Source organism: Confluentibacter citreus (assembly GCF_002807055.1).
Classification (GTDB): domain Bacteria; phylum Bacteroidota; class Bacteroidia; order Flavobacteriales; family Flavobacteriaceae; genus Confluentibacter; species Confluentibacter citreus.
This window is the reverse complement of record NZ_NIXN01000007.1, coordinates 147568-171835: the sequence shown is the minus strand read 5'-3', so window position 1 is coordinate 171835 and position 24268 is coordinate 147568. Positions and strand designations below refer to the sequence as shown.

Below are 24268 nucleotides of genomic sequence, written 5' to 3'. Positions count from 1 at the left end.
CGCGTAACCTTTGGCTAACGCCGAATGCTCAGAGACTTCTTCGAAGTAAACATTTGGCTAACGCCGAATGCTCAGAGACTTCTTCGAAGTAAACATTTGGCTGGCGCCGAATGCTCAGAGCCTTTTTGTGGCTCTGAGCATTTCCCTCTTGCCTGGTGGGCCTGGTAGTTTTTCTACTTTGAAGCCAACTGCCTGCATGGCTCTACGCACGCTTCCTTTTGCGGAATACGTTACCAAAACACCATTGGGCTTTAACGCTTCGTGCATTTTTTGGAATATGGCTTCTGTCCATAGTTCGGGTTGTACCCGAGCTCCAAAAGCATCAAAATAAATGATATTGAATTTATTTTGGTCGTTTATGTCTGAAAAGAGTTTGTTTTGTTTAGTAAGTAAAAAATGAGGTATAATGTTATGTGTTTCTTCCCAAGACACTTGATGCATGCTTTTAAAAAATAAATCTTTATCCTCTACTTTTAATTCGGTTACATAATTCATCTTCACGATATCTTCTGCTGAAACTGGATATGCTTCTACCCCATAATAATCAATGGAAATATTCAACTTTTCGGCTTCCAGAAAGGTGATAAATGCATTCAATCCCGTGCCAAAACCGATTTCCAAAACAGATATTTGATTATAATCTTGTTCACATAAATAATTTAAACCATGCTTGATAAATACATGATATGCTTCTTGAATAGCACCGTGTTTGGAATGGTATGGCTCATCCCATTCCGGTAAATATATGGTTGAAGAACCATCTGCTGTAATAATAACTTGACGTTCCAAAATCACTGTGCAATCAATACACCATCCGCTTCAAAAGACAAGGTTCTCTTTGGCTGAACAATACTCGCAATTTCGGCGGTTGTCTTTCCTGCATCTTCGGCATAATGCTGTTGTTCATCCACAGGCATTTCATCAATAAAAGCAAGGCCATTAATAACGACTTCTTTGCCAACTATATCTTTTGGAACAAAAAAACCATAATCTTTAAATTTTACCATAATTTCCTTTCCATTTTCTAAGTCTAAAGTCATCCAACAGCCCTTTGCCTGACAAACACTACTAACTTTTGCTGTTATTTTAGAATCAATCGTATCACCTACACTCATTATTTCATATTGCATGATGGCATCCATAGGTTCTAAAGCATCATCTTTACTAAAACTCTTTCCAAAAGATGCAAATGCAACAATGTCCTCTGTTTGATTCGTTTTTTCAGCATTTTGTTTGCAGGATGCTGATAGAAAAACACAAATACATAGCAGTAAAATATTTTTAACACTCATAAAGTTTGAATTTTAACGTTTTGTTGTAAATATACCCATTTTTTCAACGCTATTTTCTTAAATTTGTTCACGTAAAGACATGAATTTATGAATACATTAATGAGTGATATAAAAATCACAAGGACAAAAACTACAAAAATTCATGATGTAGATTTTGATAATTTAAATTTCGGAAGAACATTTTCCGATCACATGTTGGTATGTGATTATAAAGATGGTAAATGGCAATCCCCAGAGATCGTGCCATATCAACCTATTGTTTTAGATCCATCAGCAAAAATATTCCATTACGGGCAGTCTGTTTTTGAAGGTATGAAAGCCTATAAAGATGCTAATGATGCTGTCTGGTTGTTTCGTCCAATAGAGAATTTTAAACGTTTGAACATTTCATCCAAGCGATTGGCAATTCCTGAATTACCGGAAGAGATTTTTATGGATGGTTTAAAAGCCCTCTTAAAAGTAGATAGTAACTGGATTCCTAAAAAAGAAGGGAGTTCTTTATATATAAGACCGTTTATTTTTGCTTCAGGTAATGGGTTTCATGCCTCTCCTGCTGACGAATATAAATTTGTTATTGCATTAGCGCCATCTGGCGCTTATTTTTCTGGAAAAGTTAAAGTATTGATTGAAGAAACCTATTCCCGTTCTGCTAATGGTGGTGTGGGTTTTGCTAAAGCTGGAGGTAATTATGCAGGGCAATTTTACCCGACTCAATTAGCTGTTGAAAAAGGCTATCAGCAAGTGATATGGACAGATGACACAAACCATGAATACATTGAAGAAGCTGGTGCCATGAATATTTTTATTAGAATAAACGACACACTTATTACGGGACCTACCAGCGATAGAATACTGGATGGTATTACCCGAAAAAGTATTATTGATATTGCTAAAGCCGAAGGTATCCCTGTAGAAGTTAGAAAAATTACTGTGAGCGAAGTTGTAAAAGCGGCTAAAGATGGTAGCTTAAAAGAAATGTTTGGAGCTGGTACTGCTGCCGTTGTATCACCTATTTCTGGTTTTGGATATAAAGGCAACGATTATGATTTGCCGGAATTAGAGCATACCTATGCTAGTTTTATAAAAAAATATATTACGGATATTCAAACGAACAAATCTGAAGACCCATTTGGTTGGAGAGTGAAGGTATAATAAGCCCTTCCCTAGCCCTTCCCAAAGGGAAGGGAACTGTCTAAAAAATAAACTTTAATGTCAGTTTGAGCGCAGTCGAAAACCTTATTAATTAGATTATCAATGCATTTCGACTGCGCTCAATGTGACAATTTACTTCTAAATAGACTTTTTAGACAACCTCTTTTTATTTCTTCAATATAGCATCTATATCTGGCTTAAAGTAATTAGGACCTTTTAGAACTTTACCGTCTTCTCGATAAATAGGTTGTCCGTCCTCGCCCAATTTACTCATGTTACTACGTTGAATTTCTTCAAAAACGGCTTCAATTTTATATTGCAAACCGTGTTCTATAATGGTGCCGCATAAAATATAAAGCATATCACCAAGGGCATCGGCGACTTCAACCAAATCATTATTGTTCGCGGCTTCTAAATATTCTTCATTTTCTTCTTTCATTAAATAAAATCGAAGCCTGTTTTTTTCTTTTCCTAAATCTGCTTTTGGAGATTCTAGGTGACCAATTTTAAATGCTGTATGAAATTCTTTTACAGCGTCTAATTTGTTTTTCATATAATATCTCTTTTTTTCATTTCCGCGCAGGCGGAAATCTCAATTTGTTTTTCATTAAATTTGCATAAAAATAACCATATGTTTACTAAAGGTCAAATCTATTTCGCCATTTTATTTATTATCGTTTTTGCCATCGTTATTGCTTACACGTATAGAAAAGATTTGAAACTTCACAAGAAATTTTATTCAGGTAGTATATGGGTACTTCTTGCCTTTATTGGGTTTATTTTATTTATATCTGCCATAAAATTCTTTTTCAAGTAAGCCTCTAATTAACAACTAAATAGAGCAATAAAAACCTAATCTGTTATATTAATAGCATAAAATAAATTAAACCTTTTGCAAAAAAAGTAGTCTTTTTTACGCAACCATTTGTAAAATGGCGCATCTAGCTATTAAACCCAATCAAGAAATGAAAATCTTAATCATCATCAGCGTTCTAATAATTATAAATTTAATTCTTTTGGTATTTAGTGTCAACAAAAAAACAGAACCTTGAAAAGGTTCTGTTTTTTTGTTGACACTAAATACATTTAATTAATTTCTGGCAAGAAGTTGTAATGTTTGCTGTATTCTAACATTTGCCCTGAAAACGTCTCAGGGTATGTCACGTTAATCTCAACAATCTCTCCTTTATCATTGGATTTGGGAACCAGCACTGGATTCACAAAACCTGAATATGGTGGCGAATCAAACTGCTTGTTTCGCTCTAAAATTTCTTCATGAAGTGCTTGATCCACTTTAACACCATACGTTTCCACCAACGTTTCCGCTGCTGTATAATCACCTTCAGATTTTATCCGTTGTACTTCTCTTAATAATTGTCCGAATAAGTCACGAAGCTTATCATAATCATTAATATTAAAATACGTTTTTCCATCTCTAGTGATTTTTTCAATCACATTATCAGTTTTTCCTTTTTCAAATACCCATGCAGAAATCCATTGTCTGTTACGCATATGGGCTTCTTCAACATCATCACCTAAATTTAAACGTATCAATTGCGTTACTAATCCATTTCGTATAAAATCATTGTATCCCGCCATACCTGCTTTTTTCCAATCATCTACCAATCCTAATTCTTGAAGTTTAGGACTGTATTGATAATATAAGGCCACCAAATCAGCACGTCCTTCTTCTATGGTCGATGCATAATTTTTAAGTGTTTCTTTAGTTTCTCCAACGCCTGGGTTTAGTTTGCCCGAAGCATGACCAATAACTTCGTGCAACGCTGTATGTAATTTATCTGAAACTTGTCCGTATTGCTCCGTAAGCTGCAACTCTTCGTCATCATTTACAAATTCTTTTAAACGGCCAGTGCTTCCTGCATTATTATAAGCATCGGTAATGTTTCCTAAGGACACGGATTTACTACCAACTTCGGCACGAATCCAGTTGGCATTTGGTAAATTAACACCGATTGGTGTGCTTGGAGAAGCGTCACCAGCTTCGCCTGCCACGTTAACCACTTTATACGTAACACCTATCACACTATCTTTTTTGTGTTCTGGCATTAATGTGGAATTATCTTCAAACCATTGGGCATTATCGGATAGCACTTTCATTTTTTGGGACATATCAAAATCATTGATTTGAACAATCGTTTCATAAGAGCCTCTATACCCCAATGGGTCGTTATAGACTTCAATAAAACTATTTATGTAGTCTATGTTGCCTTCGGTCGCTGTGGTCCATGCAACATTGTAATCATCCCAAGTTTGTAAATCACCTGTTTTGTAATAATCGATTAACAGACCAAGTGCATCTCCCTGTTTTTTATTTTCAGCAACACCTTTAGCCAACTCCAACCATTTAATAATCTCATCGATGGCAGAACCATATAAACCACCCGATTTGTAAACACGTTCTTTTAACACGCCATTTTCCTTTACCAATTGCGAGTTTAATCCAAAGGATAATGGTTTTTTCGGATTTGGTGATACTTTGGTTTTATAAAAACTTTCTACATCTTTATTCGTCACATTTGGTCCATAAAAATTAACTGCCGAAAGTGCCACATTATCAACACCCTTCCCTTGATTTACTTTTTTAGTGTCCTTGTCATTAAAAATAACATCAAAAGCTTCGCCTTCTAAAACCGTGTTTGTGTCCGTTAAAAGCTGTTTTAAATACTCTGCACCAAAATCCGGTTTTATTTTGTCACTAGAGTAATGATGATGAATCCCATTACTAAACCATACACGTTTTAAATAGACTTCAAATGCTTTCCAATCGGCTGTGGATTTATCGCCTGCATAATTGGTATAAACAGATTCCAAAGCTTTTCTAATCGTCAGATTGTGTCTGTAATTTTGGTCCCACATAATATCCCTGCCAGATAATCCCGCTTGGGTTAAATAATAGACCAATGTTTGTTCCTTTAACGTGAGTTTTTCCCAATCGGGGATGCGGTATCTTAATACTTTAACATCAGCAAACTGATCTACTTTGTAATCAAAGACAGATTCTGTTGATACACTCACATTGTCATTTGTTTTTTCAGATTTATTCTGGCCACAACTTGCCAAAATACTTGTTGCAAGTATTAAACTTGCGATTAATTTTAATTTCATTTGAATTATTTTACTGTTAGTCACTCTATTTATTAAAAATTATTATTGAAAAATACCGATTATCGATTTTTAGTTGAAGAATATTTAATTTTAAGGTAACAAATGTAGTAATTTTTCAATAATAATTTTATAATCCATACCTTTGATTTTTGTCATTTTCAAAAAAATATAATGAAAACGTTTAAATATATTTCCTTTTTATTATTAATAGCCATCATAGGTACAGCCATATATATCGCGGTCCAACCCAACGAATTTTCCTTTAGTAGAAGTCGGATTATCAATGCCCCTGCCCCCGTAATATTCGATAAGGTTAATGACTTTAAAAATTGGCCAGATTTCTCTCCGTGGATGGAACAAGAACCCAATGCCAACCTAACGTATGGTGACAAAACCATTGGTGTTGGTGCCCATTACAGTTGGAATGGTGCTATTTTAGGTGAAGGTTCTATGAAAACACTTGCAGCCAATGAAAATCAATTTATTTCGCAACATATTTCATTTATAAAACCTTTTGCATTGGAATCGGATATTCAATGGGATTTCGAACCCACCGAAGCAGGCGCTAAAGTAACTTGGAGCATGGAAGGCAAACAAAGCTTCATGACCAAAATGTTCACCGTTTTTTCCGGATCTATTGAAGAAAACACTGCCCCCGATTTTGAGCGCGGTTTGTTTAAATTAGACAGCACCGTAACTGCCGATATGAAAAAATACAGTATTACCGTCAGCGGCATTACAAACCATAGCGGTGGTTATTATTTGTACAGTACCACTTCTTCTAAAATAGACGAGGTAGCATCCACCATTTCAGACATGCTTCCTAAAATCGTCAATTATGCACAGAAAAATAACATTGCCATGGCTGGCGCACCGTTTGTGAGTTACATTACTTGGGACGAACAAAACAACGCCGCCATATTCTCTGCTTGTGTACCAACAACCGATAGAGTGATTACCACCGATAGCGAGGTACAAACAGGCGAGTTATCCACTTTTAGAGCCGTAAAAACAACCTTAAAAGGCAACTACACCAATTTAAAAGAAGCTTGGGATGTTGCTAGAGCTTATATCACCAAAAATGGTTTGGAGCTTGCCGAAGAAGGCACCATGCTAGAAGTTTATATTACGGACCAAACCAAGTACCCCAACCCGGCGGATTGGGTAACGGATATTTATATTGCTATTAAATAATTGATGGTCATTTGTTTATATGACAATGGAAGCATTTCTTATCTAAACATCATATGATATAGGCTGAACATATCTCAGACTAAATCGATAAGCAATGTAAAACTTTAGAATATTTTTTTATATTTGCTCAAGTAATAAAGGAAATGGTGTTCTTCCTTACCCAACCGCTCTAAAAAAGCTGATGACGCCTGATTAAACTAAGTGGTAACATTTAATCGGGTAGTATTTATGCAAAAAAGTCAAAAAAAAGCAATCAGCAAAAAAATCAACTTAAACATAAAAGTATGGTCCAGGAAGTATCCTGCCATCCCATACATTCTTAAATGGACATGTATTTGTCTTATCATCGGGTTTTTGGTTGGCAGCGCTTCGGCAGGATTTTTACAATCCTTGAATTGGGCGACCAATTTTCGGGAAAACAATATATGGCTCATTGCTTTTTTACCCATCTGTGGGTTACTCATTGGGTTGCTTTACCATTATTTAGGCAAAGACGTTGAAGCAGGAAATAATTTATTGATTGACACCATTCACGAACCTAAAAAAATCATTTCTTTTAGAATGGCGCCTTTTGTGTATATAGGAACCATAGCCACGCATTTTTTTGGCGGTTCGGCAGGACGAGAGGGCACAGCGTTACAAATGGCAGGCGCTATTGCCGACCAATTTAGTAAACCATTTAAATTGTCGGTATCCGACAGACAAATATTGATCATTGCAGCCATAGCAGGTGGATTTGGTTCTGTCTTTGGAACACCGCTTGCGGGAGCCATATTCGCTCTGGAATTTTTCCTAATTGGACGCATACGATATAATGCAATTTTCCCAGCGTTCATCACGGCTATTATTGCAGACCTAGTTACCAAACTTTGGCAAACACCACACACGCATTACCATATTGATCTCATTCCAGATATTTCTTTTTTAAATATCGGGTATGCCGTTATTGCCGGGGTCTTTTTCGGGTTGTGTGCCGCCACGTTTAGTAAGCTCCTTCATAAAACAGGAAGTATTTTTAAATCGAATATAGGGTATCCACCATTAAGACCTTTTATTGGTGGAGTGATTGTCGCGCTGGCTGTTTGGGCCATTGGCACAACAAAATACATTGGATTAGGTATTCCAACCATTGTGAATGCTTTTGAATACCAATTGCCAGCTTATGATTTTGCCTTAAAAATGATATTTACCATTGTAACGCTTGCCGCTGGATTTAAAGGTGGCGAAGTCACACCGCTATTCTTTATTGGAGCCACATTGGGAAATGCCTTAGGGTTTTTCATTCCACTGCCCACAGGACTTTTAGCGGGCATGGGGTTTGTTGCCGTTTTTGCGGGAGCCACCAACACACCCATTGCTTGTAGCATCATGGCGATTGAATTATTTGGTGCGGAATGTGGTGTTTATGTAGCCATTGCTTGCTTGGTGTCCTATTTACTTTCTGGGCATACCAGTATTTACAGACGACAAGCTATTGGAGAAGCGAAACATCAACGGTTTTCAAACCTACTAGGAAAACGGTTGAATGAGCTTTAATTTTACACCTATTGGGGCATAGTTACTTCCAACCCGCATTCTCAACACCTCATTTTTGAAAAGAAGTTTAACTTAACGAAATTAAATTAGAAAAGAGAAGGGATTGTCAAGAAAAACGAGATCAATGTCTCTATACACAAAATAACCTTATCCCCTCTTTTGTTCTTTCTGGTTTATAACTTATAAATTAATATTTTTATTAATAATAAAACTTAAAATACGCGAACACGTTAGCGGGCATTGCAATAGACGCCCAAGTAAAACCAAAACAGACAATATTTAATTGAATCCAAGTTTAAATATTATGCAAGGACAACATCACTATTACGCGACCATCAGGTGGACTGGAAATAAAGGGACAGGAACTGACAACTATAAAAATTACGATAGAAGCCATCAAATAATTATTGAAAACAAATCGGATATTTTAGGTTCTTCTGACCCGGCATTTCGTGGGGACAAGACAAAACATAACCCAGAAGATTTATTAATATCCTCTTTATCTGACTGTCATATGCTATGGTATTTACATTTGTGCTCCGAAGCAGGTGTAATAATTCTAGACTACACAGACAACGCAACAGGAGTTATGGTGGACACTTCAAAGGGTGGTGGAAAATTTATCGAAGTGATACTTAATCCAATTGTAATTGTATCAGAATATTCTATGGTTGAGAAAGCAAACGAATTACATAAAAAGGCAAATGAACTTTGTTTTATTGCAAACTCTGTCAATTTTCCTGTTAGACATAACCCGACAGCAATGACAAATTGAAATTTGATCAAGAACAACGACCCGCTAACATTATGTATAGAATATTTGGGTTTAATGATGACTTGAACCACTCTACCCTGCAACAAATTTTGTAACGGCAGACAGTAACGATGACCGCTAGCCCCTAACATTTCATACATGCGGGCGTTGTCATCAATTTTGACCCGTCCTGAAATAAATTGACTAGAAAATAACGCAACCAAATAATGCTTTTTTCATCTTGAAATAAAAGCATAGTATGAAATCTTATACTTCAATCAAAATCTCTACATTTTTAATAGTTTTTGCTCTTATTTTTTACAATTGCTCAAAAGATAATGATGACATATCCTATGATGTGACTGGAAACTGGATAGGATTTAAGGATGTTACTCAATACCCATGTTTAAATAATTATTATATTATATCAAAAGATATAAACAGCGATACCTATCCTGATATCATTACTGCAAATATTCATACCAGAAATTCCAACAGCTTTGGTATTAGTTTAAATGATGGAACAGGTCATTTTTATAATGAGGTAATATATCCCATTAGAACAGGATATACGGTTTGGGACTTTGCTGATTTGAATAATGATGGATTGACCGACATTCTTACTTCTTATTATTGGGATAATGGAATTCGTGTTCATATGGGCAATTCTTTAGAAAGTTTCAAAGAGGGACCGCTTGTATCAACGGGAACTCATGGATGGTTATCAAAAATATTTGATATGGACGGTGATGGAAATTTGGATTTAGTCTCTATTTCTCATGGTTCAGGTAATCCTATAAGGCTACACATATTTAATGGAAAGGGGGATGGTACTTTTTCCCAAAAAGCAACCTATGAATCTCAATATACAACAGCAAGAAACATGAATATAAAAGATATCAATCAAGATGGGTTACCCGATATTGTGCTTGCAGGTAGTTTTAATAAAATTCCTGTATTTATCCAGAATGTTGATAACTCATTTACTTCCGGAGAAATCCCCGTTGAGCATGGGGAAAGTTTCGATAATGCGATTGGTGATATCAATAACGATGGCATTCCCGATATCGTTTATGGCGCTGGCGAATTTGTTGTTGAGGGCTCAACTGATACCATCAGGATTGTCCTTGGAAATGGGAATGGCATATTTAAACCTTCGTTTACAACGCCAGAATTATCATCAATAACGAATCCTATTTATCTAAGACTTGCTGATCTAAACCGCGATAGAAACCTCGATATAATTACATTTGATTTTCAAACAAATAACCTTTATTATTTTTTAGGTAATGGAAACAGCACATTTTCAGCACCTGTTCAAATAGCAACAAAAGATACAATCAATAAATTTGAGGTCAGCGATGTTAACCTTGATGGTTTCCCTGATATTATTACTGTAGATAGAAATTCATCTTTTTCAGTTATTCTCAATGAAGGAGAAACTTCTAATATTTAAGTAGAATCACTCAATTCAATGCCTAAAGGTTTAATCTAATCCATTTAATGAATTTGTTACCTTTGAGCATCAAGGCCCTTCCCTGCCTTTGTTAATACACGAATTAGTTAATGGAAAATTAGAAACTCAAACATACCTAATATCGTTGGCATGCTATTCTTTTGAATGGTATATATCTTTTGAATGTGGAATAAACGAAAAGCAAAAATATATAAGTTATTTAGTTTTTATATGCCGCTTCCAATCCTCAATGAAGCCCAACACATTGCTTGGTTCTGGCTTACTTGGAAAATCGTGCAGATTTTCCTCTAGTTCGTTCCATTTTTACTAAACTAGGTGCTTAAAACTCAAAACCTATTTTATACAAAACCCTAATGCCCTCCAAAATCCTTCACCCCTGCTTCCACCTTAGTTTGTAAATAATTTTCACGTGGTACAATGGGGCAAGAATATTTGTCGTTATAAGCACAATAGGGGTTATAGGCTTTGTTAAAATCAATCTCAATGGTATCGCCTTTGGGTATGCGTAAATCGATGTAACGTCCGCCACCATAACTTTCAAATCCATTGGTTTCATCTAAAAAAGGTAAAAACAAATAGTCTTCCATACCTTCTAGTTTCATGGTTTCTTCACCTTGGTACACATTCAATTGGTAGGGTTTTCCTTTTAATTCAAAATGTAGAATGCCATACACACGCTCTTTGCTCACGCGGCTGGTAGTGGTGCGCATATTAAACCATTTAGAGTCTGGTGTGCGCTCTAAACGGGCGTTTACCACGTACATAGGGTCAAACTTAAAGAAGTCTAAGCCCTCAAACTTTTTGCGGTCTTTGTCCTTTAAAGGCGATTTGGAAGCGTCTTTATATTCGGCATTCAACTCACGCTGAAATTCCGTTTCGCCTTGTATGGGTCGCTTGTCTTGCGCACAACCCGTCAAACAAATAATGGACACAAATAAGGTAATTAAGTGCTTCATGTAAAAAAATTTATCACAAAAATACAACTAAAGAATATTTTATATAAATTTGAAACATCAAAAAATAAAATTAATATGCGTCGCAACGTCACTATTTGTATGAAGCCATCCACCTCTTTAAAAGATAAGAGTCGGGCTTTTTATGTATTGTGGTGATATGAATGCATTTGTTACAATATTTAAAAAGTCCGACTTCGCTGTCGGACTTTTTTGTTTTAGATATTTTGATGTCAGTCTGTCCCGATAGCTATCGGGATCGAAGACAGTTGAAGTTACGTTGTTAATGGCATTTCGACTGCGCTCAATGTGACAATGGAGGTAATAGAATAAAAATAAAACCTAAATGTCAGTCTGAGCGCAGTCGAAGACATTGGAAGTTACGTTGTTAATGGCATTTCGACTGCGCTCAATATGACACTAGTATTTATAAATTTAATTTAATAAAGCCCCTCCTTTGGAGGGATTAGGAGCATGAAAACACTATTCAACCATTATTTAAACACTTTTAAAGGCTTATCAAAAGAAGTTTGGTGGCTGGCATTAATTACACTCATCAACAGAGCAGGCACGATGGTAATTCCCTTTTTGTCTTTATACTTAAAGGAGGATTTGCATTTTAGCATCAGCCAAATAGGCTGGATTATGAGTGCTTTTGGTTTAGGCTCTGTAGCTGGCTCATGGCTTGGTGGCAAACTCACCGACAAGATTGGCTATTACAAAGTGATGGTTGGAAGTCTGTTTATTAGCGGATTGCTTTTTATCGCCTTACAATTGGCAGACAGTTTTGAAATGGTGTGTTTTGGTGTTTTTGTTGTGATGCTAACGGCAGATGCGTTTAGACCTGCCATTTTTGTAGCCCTGAACGCATATAGCAAACCAGAAAACAGAACACGATCGTTAACCTTAATTAGGCTTGCCATAAACTTAGGATTTTCGGCGGGTCCCGCTGTGGGCGGACTCATTATTACTGGTATGAGTTATGCCGGTCTATTTTGGGTAGATGGTGTAACTTGTGTTTTAGCAGCGTTTTTGATGATTCGGGTGTTGAATCCGAAAAAAGCCAAGGTTATTGATATTGTTGTGAACGACAGTCCCATTTCAGCTTATAAAGACAAGGCGTTTTTAGTGTTCTTGGTTGCCATGACGTTGTTTGGGATTGTCTTTTTACAATATTTTTCAACCATTCCCATTTATTATAAAGACGTTCATAAACTGAGTGAACTGGAAATTGGCATCATCTTGGGCTTAAATGGGTTTCTTATTTTTATCTTTGAAATGCCCTTGATAAAATGGTTGGAAAACACTAAGTACAGTAAACTGGGGCTCATGTTTTTTGGAACGCTTTTAACGGGAATCAGTTTATTTGTGCTTAACTTAACGGCTTGGTCAGGCGTTTTAATTATTGGTATGTTACTCATGACTTTTGGTGAAATGATTGCGTTTCCTTTTTCGAATGCGTTTGCGGCAGATCGGGCCATCAAAGGAAATCAGGGGGAGTATATGGCGTTGTATTCCATTGCGTTTTCCATTGGTCATATTTTTGGACACAATGCGGGTTTACAAATGGCAAATGGGCTGGGTTTTGATGCCACATGGTATATTATTAGCGGTGTGGCGCTGATTTGTGCGCTGCTATTGTTTAGCCTGAATAAGAATTTAATAAAATCGACATTTTGATAATAGAAAAAGACATCATCATTATTGGCGCAGGCCCCATCGGGATTGCCTGCGCTTTAGAATGTAAAAAAAGACACTGGGATTATGCAGTAATTGAGAAAGGTGCGCTCACCAACTCGCTATTTAATTATCCTAGGAATATGACATTCTTTTCTACTTCGGAAAAACTGGAAATTGATGATATTCCATTCATCAGCACCAACCCAAAACCCAACAGGGATGAAGCTTTGGAATATTACCGACGTGTTGCCACTTCCAACAAACTTCATATCAACTTATATGAAACGGTAAATGCCATAAAAAAAGATGGTGAACGTTTTTCTATTTCAACAAGGAAAAACAACTACGTTTCAAAGAAGGTTATTATTTGTACAGGGTTTTATGATATTCCGAAATTATTAAACATCCCTGGAGAAGAGCTTCCCAAAGTGACACACTATTACAAGGAAGCCCATAATTATGCTTTACAAAATGTGGTGGTGATTGGTGCCAGCAATTCCGCCGTAGATGCTGCTTTGGAAATTTGGCGTAAAGGCGGCCATGTGACTATGGTTGTAAGAGGTGAAAACATTGGAGAACGTGTAAAATATTGGGTGCGTCCAGATATTGTTAACCGTATTGAAGAAGGCAGTATTAAAGCATATTTTAATTCGGAAGTCATAAAAATTGACGGTAACACTATTGACATCCAAACACCAGACAGGTTAATTACTTTGGATAATGATTATGTGGTAGCACTGACAGGTTATCTGCCGAATTTTGAAATTTTAAAAGATAGTGGCATCACGCTTTCTGAAGATGAAAAACAAATCCCAAGCTACAATCCAGAAACCATGGAATCTAACATTAAAGGTTTGTATCTAGCTGGCGTGATTTGCGGTGGCAACGAAACCCATAAATGGTTTATTGAAAACTCTAGGATTCATGCGAAAATAATTGCCAATCATATCGCTAATAATTCAAACTAAGAATTAGAAAGATAAAACTTAATTAAGTTGCCACGAATTACACAAATTAGCACAAATTCACCTATGAAAATGAATAAAAAATAATAATAAAGAATGATTTAAATTAAATAACTGGTTTTAATTCCTTTTGTTTCACAACGTGCGATAACACAATTTGGGTTTTGGTTTCGCCATAAACAATGAGTTGGTCTATAAACTGTTCCAAATGTTTTTGGTTTTTTAAAACCACTTCCATCACAAAATTTTCATCACCGGTAATACGGTAGCAATTAACAATTTCGTCATAGGTTTTTACCTTTTCCAAGAATGGTTTTAATTTCCCCATAAACGCTCTCATGGTTATAATCGCCTTTAATTGATAGCCAATTTCAAAAGGCGATATCAAGGTATTATACCCTTGGATGACCCCTAAATCTTCCATCTTTTTAATGCGTTCAGAAACCGCTGGCGAACTCACACCAACTTGTCTACCAATTTCCGCATTAGACTGTCTTGCGTTTTGCTGGAGGCATTTTAAAATTTTCCAATTAAGATTATCTATTTTCATCTAAGGAATTTTAACAATAAATAATTAAATATTAAACCAAATATACAATTTTACTTTAAATTCTAAAGTAGATTACGCGTATTAGTGAGTAATTTTGAATAAAATTGCTTGAGCCACATGTTATCTAATACACCTACACATTTGTATGAGTTGCCTATTTATAAAAAGGCGATGGAAATCTTTGCGTTATCCCAAAATATTTCCGTGTATTTAAATCATGATTTATCCAGTTTAAAAGAGGATGGTTCTGAAGATGTTAACATCTATTTTTCAGGCGACATTGTTCAACAATCCGTTTCTTTGGCTCCCGAAATCGTGAATGCTGAATTGGAACGCTATTCAGACAGAAAGCACAAGCATATTGCCTCTTTACGACGCCTTACCAATTTGCTTTATAAAAACTCTTATAGACTAGAACGTTCTAACAGCAATGGCAAGGACTTTCTACCTATTTTGCGTGCTGAATTGAGAAAATTTAAAAAGCTTCAACGTAATTGGATGTTGAGTTTATAAAATACATCTATATATCTTAAATATTTTACATAAAAAAAACACACATCTGTAGATGTGTGTTTTTGGTTAGTTAGATTGCTTACCCTAAAACAATTAAACCTTGTTGATATAAAGCAATTTACATTCATACACTTCAAGTATGAAAAGCAATGCGAATGTATCATTTGAAATCCATTTAATTTTTAAAAAATTCATGGCGTATTGACATATGTCAATTATTCTTTCATTTTAAACATCTCTCCTACTTTAATCTCGACAGCGTTTCTGGACGCATATTGAGCAGTGATGCCAAGTATTTATTTGGTAAGCGTTTAATAATTTCAGGATTTGTGATTTTTAAAAAATACTCATATCTGTCTTTGGCTGTTGGAATTCTAGCCATAAATGCACGGTATTCTGCATGAAGATAATAATACTCCATCAAGATTCTATTTAAGTGATTCATTTCCTTAAAGTTCTGAAAGGCAAAATGCATGTCATTAAAACTTAAACTTTCGGTAAATGTATCCTCAAGGCATTGAATATTCTCCAGTGCAGGCTCTTTTTTAAAATACCCTGATATGGATGTAACCAACTCATTATCTACACTTACCCAAGTGGTTATTTCTTTACCATTATGATTAAAATAACCACGTACCAAACCTTTTCTTGTGATATGGACCCTATCACAAAAATCCCCGCTTCTCACAATATAATCACCTTTTTTATACTGAGAGAAAACAAGTGCATTTGATAAAAACTTATTGAGTGATTTTGATAAGGGATGTATGGAATTTAATAAAACAATACTAAAAAAATGGTTATATTTTGTGGCTGACATATGAAAATTTTGATTATCAAATATAGAATATTTAATGAATCAATATATGATATTACAACTGGCCATAAAATAAAAAATCCTTATAAAATATATAAGGATTGAGGTTTATTAAAATGGATTGGTTTAATCTATATAAGCACTATTTTGAAAATTAATAATATTACCTTCAACTTGATAATATTTTTCAGATTTAATAATATTTATCAGCCAATCTAAATGATTTTCTGATTGTCTCTTGAAATCGTAGTTTAAAGTTGTTTCCATGGCTAAAAGGTTAAATTATTTGGGATTAACACTGTAAAATTAATCCGAGATATTTAGTCCAACTATTTTCTGAAACTATATTAGTTTAAGCGTTCGATTAATGCTGTGACGTACAAAGATTTGCAAAAATAAGCGACGAAATATCAACTGTATTTTAGTAAAAAATGTAAAATCACATTCTATTGCTATTGTTAAATATTTTTGGGTAATTTTATCCACGAAATTATTTTAAATCACATGAATAAGATTACCATTTTAATCCATTGCAAGGACCAAAGAAATATTATTGCTTCCATAACGAATTTCATTTCTGAAAAAGAAGGTAATATTGTTTATATAGACCAACATGTAGATAGAGAGCAAAATATATTTTTTATGCGTTTGGAAAGTGAATTTATAACTGATGGTTTTTCAACTGAAGCCTTTAAAGACGCCTTTGAAACGAATTTAGCTGCAAAATTCAATATGAAATGGCGTATATATTCTTCAGCCATTAAACCTAAAATGGCCTTGTTTGTTTCAAAATACGACCATTGTTTATATGATTTATTAGGGCGTTATAATTCTGGTGAGCTCTTCTTAGAAATTCCTTTTATAATAAGTAATCATAATGATTTAAAATCCATTGCAGATAGTTTCAATATTCCATTTTACCATATACCTGTTTCAAAAGATAATAAAATAGAAGCAGAAAATAAACAACTGGAACTTCTGGAAAAACATGACATTGACTTTATTGTTTTGGCGCGCTATATGCAAATCATTTCAGAAAAATTAATAGCGAAATATCCCAACAAGATCATTAATATCCATCACTCGTTTTTACCAGCCTTTGTCGGCGCAAAACCATACCACTCCGCTTATAAACGAGGTGTTAAAATTATTGGTGCCACCAGTCATTACGTGACCGAGGAATTGGATGCTGGCCCCATTATTGACCAAGGTGTAGCGAGAGTGTCCCACACCCATTCCATTGAAGATTTGATTGCAAAAGGACGGGATTTAGAGAAAATTGTACTGGCTAACGCCGTTAAATTACATACCAATAGGAAAGTGATGGTTTACAATAACAAAACCGTTATTTTCTCTTAATTAAATCGAGCATCTTTTAATGTTTCCCTTGCTAAGGACTTTAATATTGGTTGATTGAGCGTGTCAAAATAAGTGCCTTGCAAGTTTATTATATAAGGCATCATGACTTTCAATATGTTACTGCCAAGGTTTGTTTCCAAAATTTTATTTTGCCATAACGCAAGCAATTCATCTATAAGTTCAGTATTGTTGCTGTAATTCATTTTTAATTGATTGAATAAACTTTTTGTATAGCTCTTAAACAACAAGGGGTTTTTGATGAGTTTTTCAAAAAACCTATTGGTTTCGCTTTCTATATCGGTAAGGGAACTTAAAGATTTTATATAAAAATCATTAATCGATTTCCCGCTACAAGTTGTTAAAAGTAAAAATGCGTTTACAATTAAATCTTTATAACATACTGATGAATGATAATAAACATCCAACCCTACGTTGGTGTTTATTATCATTACTTTATCATTAATAATCTCTTTTAAAAAGGTATGTAAAGTCGACACTTCCTTTGAAGATATAAGGAGTTGTTTTTTGAAACCCTTTCCAGAGATATTTACAATTTTAAGTTGGGAATCTTCCACTATGCGTTATCTTAAAAGAGCCATGTCAATTTCCACACCCAAACCTTCTGCAATAGCTGCACCTAATGTATGATCTGCTCTAAACCAATGACATAATTGTCTGTTTATAATCTCATCTCTTTTGGGTCCAGAAACACCACTCATAGCACCAACAATATTGCTAATGGTATTCTTCTTTTGGTCATCCGTCATTAAACGGAATAAATTTCCTGGCTGGGTGTAATGGTCATTATCATTCTCATTTCTGTCAAAATATGCCACAACATTGCTATCAAGTTCATAAGGAGTTCCTCTATAGTTTTGGTCTTCCACAATATCATCAAAACTATTAGGTCTGTAATTGGGTGATTTTCCACCATTACTATCAAATCTCATGGCGCCATCGCGATGATAATTATTCACCGCATAAGGGCATTTATTAACTGGGAGGGAGTCAAAATTAACCCCTATTCTGTATCTATGGGCGTCTGGATAAGACAAGATTCTGCCTTGTAACATTTTATCGGGAGAAAATCCAATGCCATCTACAACGTTGGCTGGCGCAAAAGCCGACTGCTCTACATGTGCAAAATAGTTATCTGGGTTATCGTTCAGTTCCATCGTGCCTACATCTATTAAAGGATAATCACCATGTGGCCAAACTTTGGTTAAGTCAAATGGATTCCATCGAAACGTTTTCGCTTGTTCGAGGGTCATCACCTGTATTTTCAAATTCCATTTGGGGAAATGACCATTATCGATGGCTTCAACCAAATCACGTTGTGAAAAATCAGGGTCTTTAGATTTCATCTCAGCAGCCTCAGCATCAGTAAAATTCTTGATGCCCTGAGCGGATTTAAAATGAAATTTCACATAGATATATTCGTTATTGGCATTGACCATAGAAAATGTATGGCTTCCAAATCCGTGCATAAAACGATATCCTACTGGCGTTCCCCTGTCGGACATTAAAATAAGAACTTGGTGCAAACTTTCTGGGTTTAAGGACCAGAAATCCCACATCATGGTTGGCGATTTACAATTGGTATATGGGTCGCGCTTTTGGGTATGTATAAAATCAGGGAATTTCTTAGGGTCCTTTATAAAGAATACAGGGGTATTGTTACCTGTTAAATCCCAATTACCATCCTCTGTATAGAATTTAACAGCAAATCCTCTAGGATCACGCTCGGTATCGGCAGATCCTTTTTCACCACCTACAGTTGAAAAACGCACAAAGACTCTGGTTTTTTTTCCAACTTCAGAAAAAACTTTAGCCCGTGTATACTTCGAAATATCATGGGTTACGGTGAACGTCCCATAAGCACCAGAGCCTTTAGCATGAACAATACGTTCTGGGATACGCTCTCGATTAAAATGGGCTAGTTTTTCGTGTAAAAAATAATCTTGTAACAAAAGTGGGCCTCTGGGTCCTACACTTTGGGAATCTTCATAATGGGTCACAGGCGCGCCTGCAGCTGTTGTTAAGGTCTTTTTAGTCATTGGTATATGATTTATAGTTAATCAATTTCTATAAATTTACCAAAAAGAGCGTTGAATTCGAAATAAAATAAATCAATTGTTTTAATATTTAGATAGATTTAATCTATTTTTATACCTGAACAAATAATTTCAAATTTTTGAAACTATTAAAACCTACTATTATGAAAAAATCATGTATCGCCCTACTTACATTGTTTATCTTTTCGTCCTGTGCTGAGTTACAACAAGTGATAAACCAACTTCCCCAAGGCACTATTGGTAATGAGGAAATTGCATCTGGCCTAAGACAAGCATTAGATATGGGCATCGACAAACAAGTAAGTAAACTGACCCAAACGGATGGTTTTTTTAAAAATGAAATGGTTAAGATTTTGTTACCGGATGAATTAAAAAAAGTTGATAAAGCCTTAAGAGATGTTGGTTTAAGCAATTTGGCTGATGAAGGTTTAAAAGTGCTTAATAGAGCTGCGGAAGATGCCGTAAAAGAAGCCACACCTATTTTTGTGGATGCCGTAAAAGGCATCACCTTTGCCGATGCCAAAAATATTTTATTGGGAAGCGATAACGCTGCGACCCAATATTTAACAAGTAGAACAGAAACGGCTTTATATGCAAAATTCAATCCTATTATTAAAAATTCGTTTAATAAAGTTGGTGCAGACCAAATTTGGAGCAATTTAATAACACGCTATAATGCCTTGCCCTTTACCACCGATGTGAATCCGAATTTAACGGATTATGTCACCAATCAAGCTTTGAAAGGCGTTTATACCATGATTGCTGTTGAAGAAAAAGAGATTCGGACTAATTTTTCATCAAGAACAACTGATTTATTAAAAAGGGTTTTTGCATTACAAGACTAACGCTAGAAGATTAAATTTTAATTCAAAAATCATTATTTTTTTGAAATCCGAAAAAATAATGTATATTTAATTATCTGTTATTCAGCATTTAAATGAATCGAATTAATCTCATAAAGAAAAATCAAACAAAACTTAGCAAGCAGTACAAGGAACTTGTTGAGGAAGCTTACAATTTAAGGCAGATTGATGCCGCTTTAAGTGATATTTCCGAATTTAAAGCCGTAAAGCTGCTTAATAAAATAAATGAGCTTAGATATCTTTCCAGAGAAAAGACTTTACGTAAACTTTAATTTTTTATCATTTATTTAACCTTTGTCTTACATCCAAAACACAACTAGACTCGTACTTTGTATTATAAAGAACGAAGTTATGAGTCCCCATTTTTGTAGAGTTGGTAAAATCAAGCCAAACGTAAGTAAACTTATCAGCCTAAAAGAACTTGAGAAAATGATAGTGAATTTTGTTGAAGATACCAGCAAAATCGATTATCCTGAAAGCTTAAGTACAAACTTTTAAATGACTGAATTAAGTTGTCTTTTTACTTTTTAATTAATATAGCTTCCATCTCTTGCTGAAGCTCTAAGGCTTTTTGCGCCGCTATCTTTGCAAAATCCTCTTTATTAGATGCATAAATAATACCTCTCGAAGAATTAATCAATAACCCAACATGTTTATTCATACCATATTTGCAAACATCTTGCAAATTACCTCCTTGAGCACCAACGCCTGGAACCAATAAAAAGCTATCTGGAATTATTTTTCTAATATCCGCTAAATATTCTGCTTTTGTGGCACCAACCACATACATAAGGTTATGTGAGTTTTTCCAGGTTTTAGAAGTTTCCAATACCTGTTTATACAATTCTTTTCCCTCAACCGTTTTTGTCTGGAAATCGAATGCTCCTTCATTGGACGTTAATGCTAATAAAATAGTATGCTTATCTTCAAAAGCCAAAAAAGGCTCAACGGAATCTTTTCCCATGTACGGTGCAACCGTGACACTATCAAACCCTAAATCTTCAAAAAACGCTTTGGCATACATGCTACTGGTATTGCCTATATCACCACGTTTGGCATCAGCTATCGTAAAAATTTCAGGATAATTTTCGTTTAGGTAATTAATAGTTTTTTCCAAGGCTTTCCATCCTTTTAAGCCATAGGCTTCATAAAATGCCGTATTGGGTTTGTAAGCTACGCAAAGATGATGCGTTGCATCAATAATAGCTTTGTTGAATGCAAAAATAGGGTCTTCCTCTTGTAATAAGTGTGATGGAATTTTATCTAAATCAACATCCAGACCAATGCATAGAAAGGATTTCTTTTTTTGGATTTCTGAAGTTAGTTGGTTTTGGGTCATGGGTTTTAGGTACTGGGTGTTGGATTTTTTGGTATTAATATTGGGTTTTAGAATATTTAATTAATGAGTTAATTCTTTTTTGAAGCATGTTGATTTTTTCATTCAATAATTCAAAATCTTTTCCAACTATGAAGGAAAGACTATTACAAATTATGATGTGTGTTTCCAATTCAAATGCCGACCCCAAGCTTATTTGAAGATACCGAACAAAATCTTTTTGGGAATCTTTTGCACAACCTTCAGCAATATTAGCAGGAATAGAGACCACGCATCTAGCTATTTGAGATTTTAAACCAAATTTTTCTGTATTGGGCAAACACTCTGTTATCATGTAAACATCTTTTACAAGCACGATAGCATCTTTCCAAACATCCAATTCTTTAAAATTCCTCATCTATCAAATTTTTGTTACCCTATACCCTGAACCCAAGACCCAACACCTAGCACCCAGTACCCTACATCACATCACTATTAGCCTTCAACTTCTCCGTATTCTCAGCTAACTGCAATTCATCAATTATACGTTGAATATCACCATTTACAATATTACCTAAATCGTAAAGCGTTAATCCGATTCTGTGATCGGTGACCCGTCCTTGTGGATAGTTATACGTTCTGATTTTAGCACTTCTATCGCCTGATGACACCATACTGCCACGTTTAGCTGCATCCGCTTCATTCTTTTTCGCCAATTCAATATCATACAAACGCGAACGCAATACTTTAAAAGCCTTTTCCTTATTTTTATGTTGCGATTTCTGGTCTTGGCATTGCGCTACCAATCCGGTGGGTAAGTGGGTTAAACGCACTGCGGAATACGTTGTATTCACAGATTGACCTCCAGGCCCTGACGAACAGAAAAAATCAATACGCACATCTTTTGGGTTGATTTCAATATCAAACTCTTCGGCTTCTGGAAATACCATCACGGTTGCGGCACTGGTGTGCACGCGACCTTGGGTCTCCGTTTGTGGCACACGCTGCACACGGTGAACGCCCGCTTCGAATTTTAAAGTGCCATACACATCTTCTCCAGTTACTTCAAATTGGATTTCCTTAAAACCACCGTTGGTACCTTCACTAAAATCTACCGTATCGACTTTCCAACCTTTGCTTTCGCAATATTTGGAATACATTTTAAATAAATCGCCTGCAAAAATACTCGCTTCATCCCCACCTGTTCCTGCACGTAATTCCACCACCGCATTTTTAGTGTCTTCTGGGTCTTTAGGTATTAAAAGAAACTTTATTTCGTCTTCCAGTTTTGGTATTCTTGCCTTCGCTTCTTCATACTGAATCTTGGCCATCTCGGCCATTTCAGGGTCACTTTTATCCGAAAGCATGGCTTCAGCTTCTGCTAAATTATCGGTGACTTGAATATATTCTGCGCGCTTATCAATCAGCACTTTTAAGTCTTTATATTCTTTATTTAATGAAATATAACGCTTTTGATCGGTCATAATATCAGGTTGAATGATCAAATCACTCACCTCATCAAAACGCTGTTTTATTATTTGTAATTTCTCTAACATCTGCCTGTTTAAATTGTGGGTCAAAAATACGATAATTTATGAATTTTATATATCATACTTTTATCTTATCATGGAATACTAAAAATATTCTCGGTTTTAAGTCGTTATCAATATAATATGCAAAAACTAACCACCATCTTTTATTTTTACAAGCCCTTTTTATTTTGGTCTTTTGGAATCAGTATATTCTTGTTTATACTTTTGGGTCATTATATTTCCCTAGTCATTTTAGGAAAAATATTCATGATTCTTTTCTTGGCTTATTTTATAAATGAATCTTCTTTTAAGCAAAAACTTATATTCTATAAAAATTTAGGTATTTCTACTTTTCAGCTGTTTTTCGTGTTTTTTATCATCGATGCTTTTTTAACGATGTCCATACTTTCAATTATAAAAGGATTTGTATGATTTTAGAAATAGACAACGTAGAACTATTTTTTAAAGAAAAACGCATTTTAAATGGCATCTATTTAAAAGCGGAAACAGGAAACATAACAGGTATTTTAGGAAGCAACGGTTGCGGAAAAAGCTGCTTATTAAAAATCATTTTTGGAGACTTAATCCCCAAATACAAATTAATAAGAATCGATGGCAAGCCCATTTTAAAACCGCTTTATCAAACAGGATTAGTATCTTATTTACCGCAACACCATTTTATACCCAATAATCTAAATATAAAAACAGCTTTCAAACTCTTTCATGTGGATTGGAATGATTTCATAAACACCTTCCCATCGTTCGCATTATATGAAAACTTAAAATTCAACAAACTCTCTGGTGGCGAACGTCGAGTTATGGAAGTCTATTTGATATTAAAATCTTCAAGCAACATCATCTTGTTGGATGAACCTTTTTCGCATATAGCGCCTTTATATATTGAAAAAATAATAACGTTAATTGAGGCTGAAAAACATCAAAAAGCGATTGTCATCACAGATCATATGTATCAACATATTTTTGATGTGTCAGATTCAATTTATCTTCTAAAAAATGGCTGGTCAAAACTTATTAATAACCTAAAAGAACTTGAGGATTATAAATATTTAAGTATTGGTTCTATTGATTAAAAAATAATATTTCATTTTATATTT

The 24268-nt window shown here is 35.0% G+C and carries 24 protein-coding genes and 1 riboswitch; of the genes, 12 read left to right on the top strand and 12 right to left on the bottom strand.

All coding sequences use genetic code 11. The annotated features are described in order from the left end of the window. Positions 1–114: 114 nt before the first annotated feature. Positions 115–789, bottom strand: a complete 675-nt coding sequence (mnmD, locus tag CDH49_RS13585) for a tRNA (5-methylaminomethyl-2-thiouridine)(34)-methyltransferase MnmD (RefSeq protein WP_100616081.1) — start codon at positions 787–789, stop codon at positions 115–117. Positions 790–791: 2 nt separating this feature from the next. Further along, positions 792–1292, bottom strand: a complete 501-nt coding sequence (locus CDH49_RS13580) for a DUF4920 domain-containing protein (RefSeq protein WP_100616080.1) — start codon at positions 1290–1292, stop codon at positions 792–794. An 87-nt stretch (positions 1293–1379) separates the two neighbouring features. On the opposite strand from CDH49_RS13580, the gene CDH49_RS13575 reads away from it, so the two are divergent. Continuing rightward, the gene (locus tag CDH49_RS13575; protein ID WP_100616079.1) at positions 1380–2444 is read left to right on the top strand and encodes a branched-chain amino acid aminotransferase; all 1065 of its coding nucleotides are present in this window, start codon (positions 1380–1382) and stop codon (positions 2442–2444) included. A gap of 166 nt (positions 2445–2610) precedes the next feature. On the opposite strand, the gene CDH49_RS13570 is transcribed toward CDH49_RS13575, so the two are convergent. Both CDH49_RS13570 and CDH49_RS13560 read right to left on the bottom strand, forming a co-directional pair. Further along, a complete protein-coding gene (locus tag CDH49_RS13570; protein ID WP_100616078.1) occupies positions 2611–2997 on the bottom strand; it encodes a pyrophosphohydrolase domain-containing protein in 387 nt (128 codons plus the stop codon). A gap of 533 nt (positions 2998–3530) precedes the next feature. Further along, positions 3531–5570 (bottom strand): dipeptidyl-peptidase 3 family protein, encoded by a 2040-nt coding sequence (locus tag CDH49_RS13560; protein ID WP_100616076.1) that lies wholly within the window; start codon positions 5568–5570, stop codon positions 3531–3533. A gap of 171 nt (positions 5571–5741) precedes the next feature. On the opposite strand from CDH49_RS13560, the gene CDH49_RS13555 reads away from it, so the two are divergent. The 4 genes from CDH49_RS13555 (at position 5742) to CDH49_RS13540 (ending at position 10510) form a co-directional block, all read left to right on the top strand. Continuing rightward, on the top strand, positions 5742–6764 hold the full coding sequence (locus CDH49_RS13555; protein ID WP_100616075.1) for an SRPBCC family protein: 1023 nt from the start codon (positions 5742–5744) through the stop codon (positions 6762–6764). A gap of 130 nt (positions 6765–6894) precedes the next feature. Then, positions 6895–6962, top strand: a riboswitch (Fluoride riboswitch). A 30-nt stretch (positions 6963–6992) separates the two neighbouring features. After that, positions 6993–8300 (top strand): voltage-gated chloride channel family protein, encoded by a 1308-nt coding sequence (locus CDH49_RS13550; RefSeq protein WP_100616074.1) that lies wholly within the window; start codon positions 6993–6995, stop codon positions 8298–8300. A gap of 304 nt (positions 8301–8604) precedes the next feature. Continuing rightward, positions 8605–9075 carry an OsmC family protein gene (locus tag CDH49_RS13545; RefSeq protein WP_100616073.1) on the top strand — a complete coding sequence of 157 codons (471 nt, stop codon included), beginning with the start codon at positions 8605–8607 and terminating at the stop codon, positions 9073–9075. 238 nt (positions 9076–9313) lie between these two features. After that, positions 9314–10510: an FG-GAP repeat domain-containing protein gene (locus CDH49_RS13540; RefSeq protein ID WP_100616072.1), complete on the top strand. Its 1197-nt coding sequence runs from the start codon at positions 9314–9316 to the stop codon at positions 10508–10510. 371 nt (positions 10511–10881) lie between these two features. On the opposite strand, the gene CDH49_RS13535 is transcribed toward CDH49_RS13540, so the two are convergent. Beyond that, positions 10882–11487 (bottom strand): DUF1684 domain-containing protein, encoded by a 606-nt coding sequence (locus tag CDH49_RS13535; protein ID WP_100616071.1) that lies wholly within the window; start codon positions 11485–11487, stop codon positions 10882–10884. A 471-nt stretch (positions 11488–11958) separates the two neighbouring features. On the opposite strand from CDH49_RS13535, the gene CDH49_RS13530 reads away from it, so the two are divergent. Further along, the gene (locus CDH49_RS13530; RefSeq protein ID WP_100616070.1) at positions 11959–13164 is read left to right on the top strand and encodes an MDR family MFS transporter; all 1206 of its coding nucleotides are present in this window, start codon (positions 11959–11961) and stop codon (positions 13162–13164) included. Beyond that, complete coding sequence (locus CDH49_RS13525) at positions 13164–14132, top strand: YpdA family putative bacillithiol disulfide reductase (RefSeq protein WP_239970671.1); 969 nt, start codon at positions 13164–13166, stop codon at positions 14130–14132. Before CDH49_RS13530 ends, CDH49_RS13525 begins: the two co-directional genes overlap by 1 nt. 103 nt (positions 14133–14235) lie before the next feature. Here the strand turns inward: CDH49_RS13525 and CDH49_RS13520 are convergent, their stop codons facing one another. Further along, entirely contained in the window at positions 14236–14679 is a 444-nt protein-coding gene (locus CDH49_RS13520) for an Lrp/AsnC family transcriptional regulator (protein WP_100612506.1), read from the bottom strand. A 117-nt stretch (positions 14680–14796) separates the two neighbouring features. Here CDH49_RS13520 and CDH49_RS13515 point away from each other — a divergent pair, with 117 nt between their 5' ends. Beyond that, complete coding sequence (locus CDH49_RS13515; RefSeq protein WP_100616069.1) at positions 14797–15192, top strand: hypothetical protein; 396 nt, start codon at positions 14797–14799, stop codon at positions 15190–15192. A 241-nt stretch (positions 15193–15433) separates the two neighbouring features. On the opposite strand, the gene CDH49_RS13510 is transcribed toward CDH49_RS13515, so the two are convergent. Beyond that, on the bottom strand, positions 15434–16012 hold the full coding sequence (locus tag CDH49_RS13510) for a Crp/Fnr family transcriptional regulator (protein ID WP_100616068.1): 579 nt from the start codon (positions 16010–16012) through the stop codon (positions 15434–15436). A 501-nt stretch (positions 16013–16513) separates the two neighbouring features. Here CDH49_RS13510 and purU point away from each other — a divergent pair. Beyond that, positions 16514–17368: a formyltetrahydrofolate deformylase gene (gene purU / locus CDH49_RS13505; RefSeq protein ID WP_100616067.1), complete on the top strand. Its 855-nt coding sequence runs from the start codon at positions 16514–16516 to the stop codon at positions 17366–17368. On the opposite strand, the gene CDH49_RS13500 is transcribed toward purU, so the two are convergent. Both CDH49_RS13500 and CDH49_RS13495 read right to left on the bottom strand, forming a co-directional pair. Further along, positions 17365–17943, bottom strand: coding sequence for a hypothetical protein (locus tag CDH49_RS13500; protein WP_100616066.1), 579 nt, complete (start codon positions 17941–17943; stop codon positions 17365–17367). The genes purU and CDH49_RS13500 overlap by 4 nt on opposite strands. Positions 17944–17949: 6 nt before the next feature. Beyond that, a complete protein-coding gene (locus CDH49_RS13495; RefSeq protein ID WP_100616065.1) occupies positions 17950–19425 on the bottom strand; it encodes a catalase in 1476 nt (491 codons plus the stop codon). 161 nt (positions 19426–19586) lie between these two features. On the opposite strand from CDH49_RS13495, the gene CDH49_RS13490 reads away from it, so the two are divergent. Both CDH49_RS13490 and CDH49_RS13485 read left to right on the top strand, forming a co-directional pair. Further along, positions 19587–20288: a DUF4197 domain-containing protein gene (locus tag CDH49_RS13490; protein ID WP_100616064.1), complete on the top strand. Its 702-nt coding sequence runs from the start codon at positions 19587–19589 to the stop codon at positions 20286–20288. Positions 20289–20380: 92 nt separating this feature from the next. Beyond that, complete coding sequence (locus CDH49_RS13485) at positions 20381–20578, top strand: Lacal_2735 family protein (protein WP_100616063.1); 198 nt, start codon at positions 20381–20383, stop codon at positions 20576–20578. A 248-nt stretch (positions 20579–20826) separates the two neighbouring features. Here the strand turns inward: CDH49_RS13485 and pyrF are convergent, their stop codons facing one another. The 3 genes from pyrF to prfA all read right to left on the bottom strand — a co-directional run bounded on the left by pyrF (position 20827) and on the right by prfA (position 23177). Then, positions 20827–21645: an orotidine-5'-phosphate decarboxylase gene (gene pyrF / locus CDH49_RS13480; protein WP_100616062.1), complete on the bottom strand. Its 819-nt coding sequence runs from the start codon at positions 21643–21645 to the stop codon at positions 20827–20829. Positions 21646–21679: 34 nt separating this feature from the next. Next, positions 21680–22039: a four helix bundle protein gene (locus CDH49_RS13475; RefSeq protein WP_100616061.1), complete on the bottom strand. Its 360-nt coding sequence runs from the start codon at positions 22037–22039 to the stop codon at positions 21680–21682. A 61-nt stretch (positions 22040–22100) separates the two neighbouring features. Next, positions 22101–23177, bottom strand: coding sequence for a peptide chain release factor 1 (gene prfA / locus CDH49_RS13470; protein WP_100616060.1), 1077 nt, complete (start codon positions 23175–23177; stop codon positions 22101–22103). 404 nt (positions 23178–23581) lie between these two features. Here prfA and CDH49_RS13460 point away from each other — a divergent pair, with 404 nt between their 5' ends. Next, positions 23582–24244, top strand: coding sequence for an ATP-binding cassette domain-containing protein (locus tag CDH49_RS13460; RefSeq protein WP_100616058.1), 663 nt, complete (start codon positions 23582–23584; stop codon positions 24242–24244). The last annotated feature ends 24 nt before the right edge of the window (positions 24245–24268 follow it).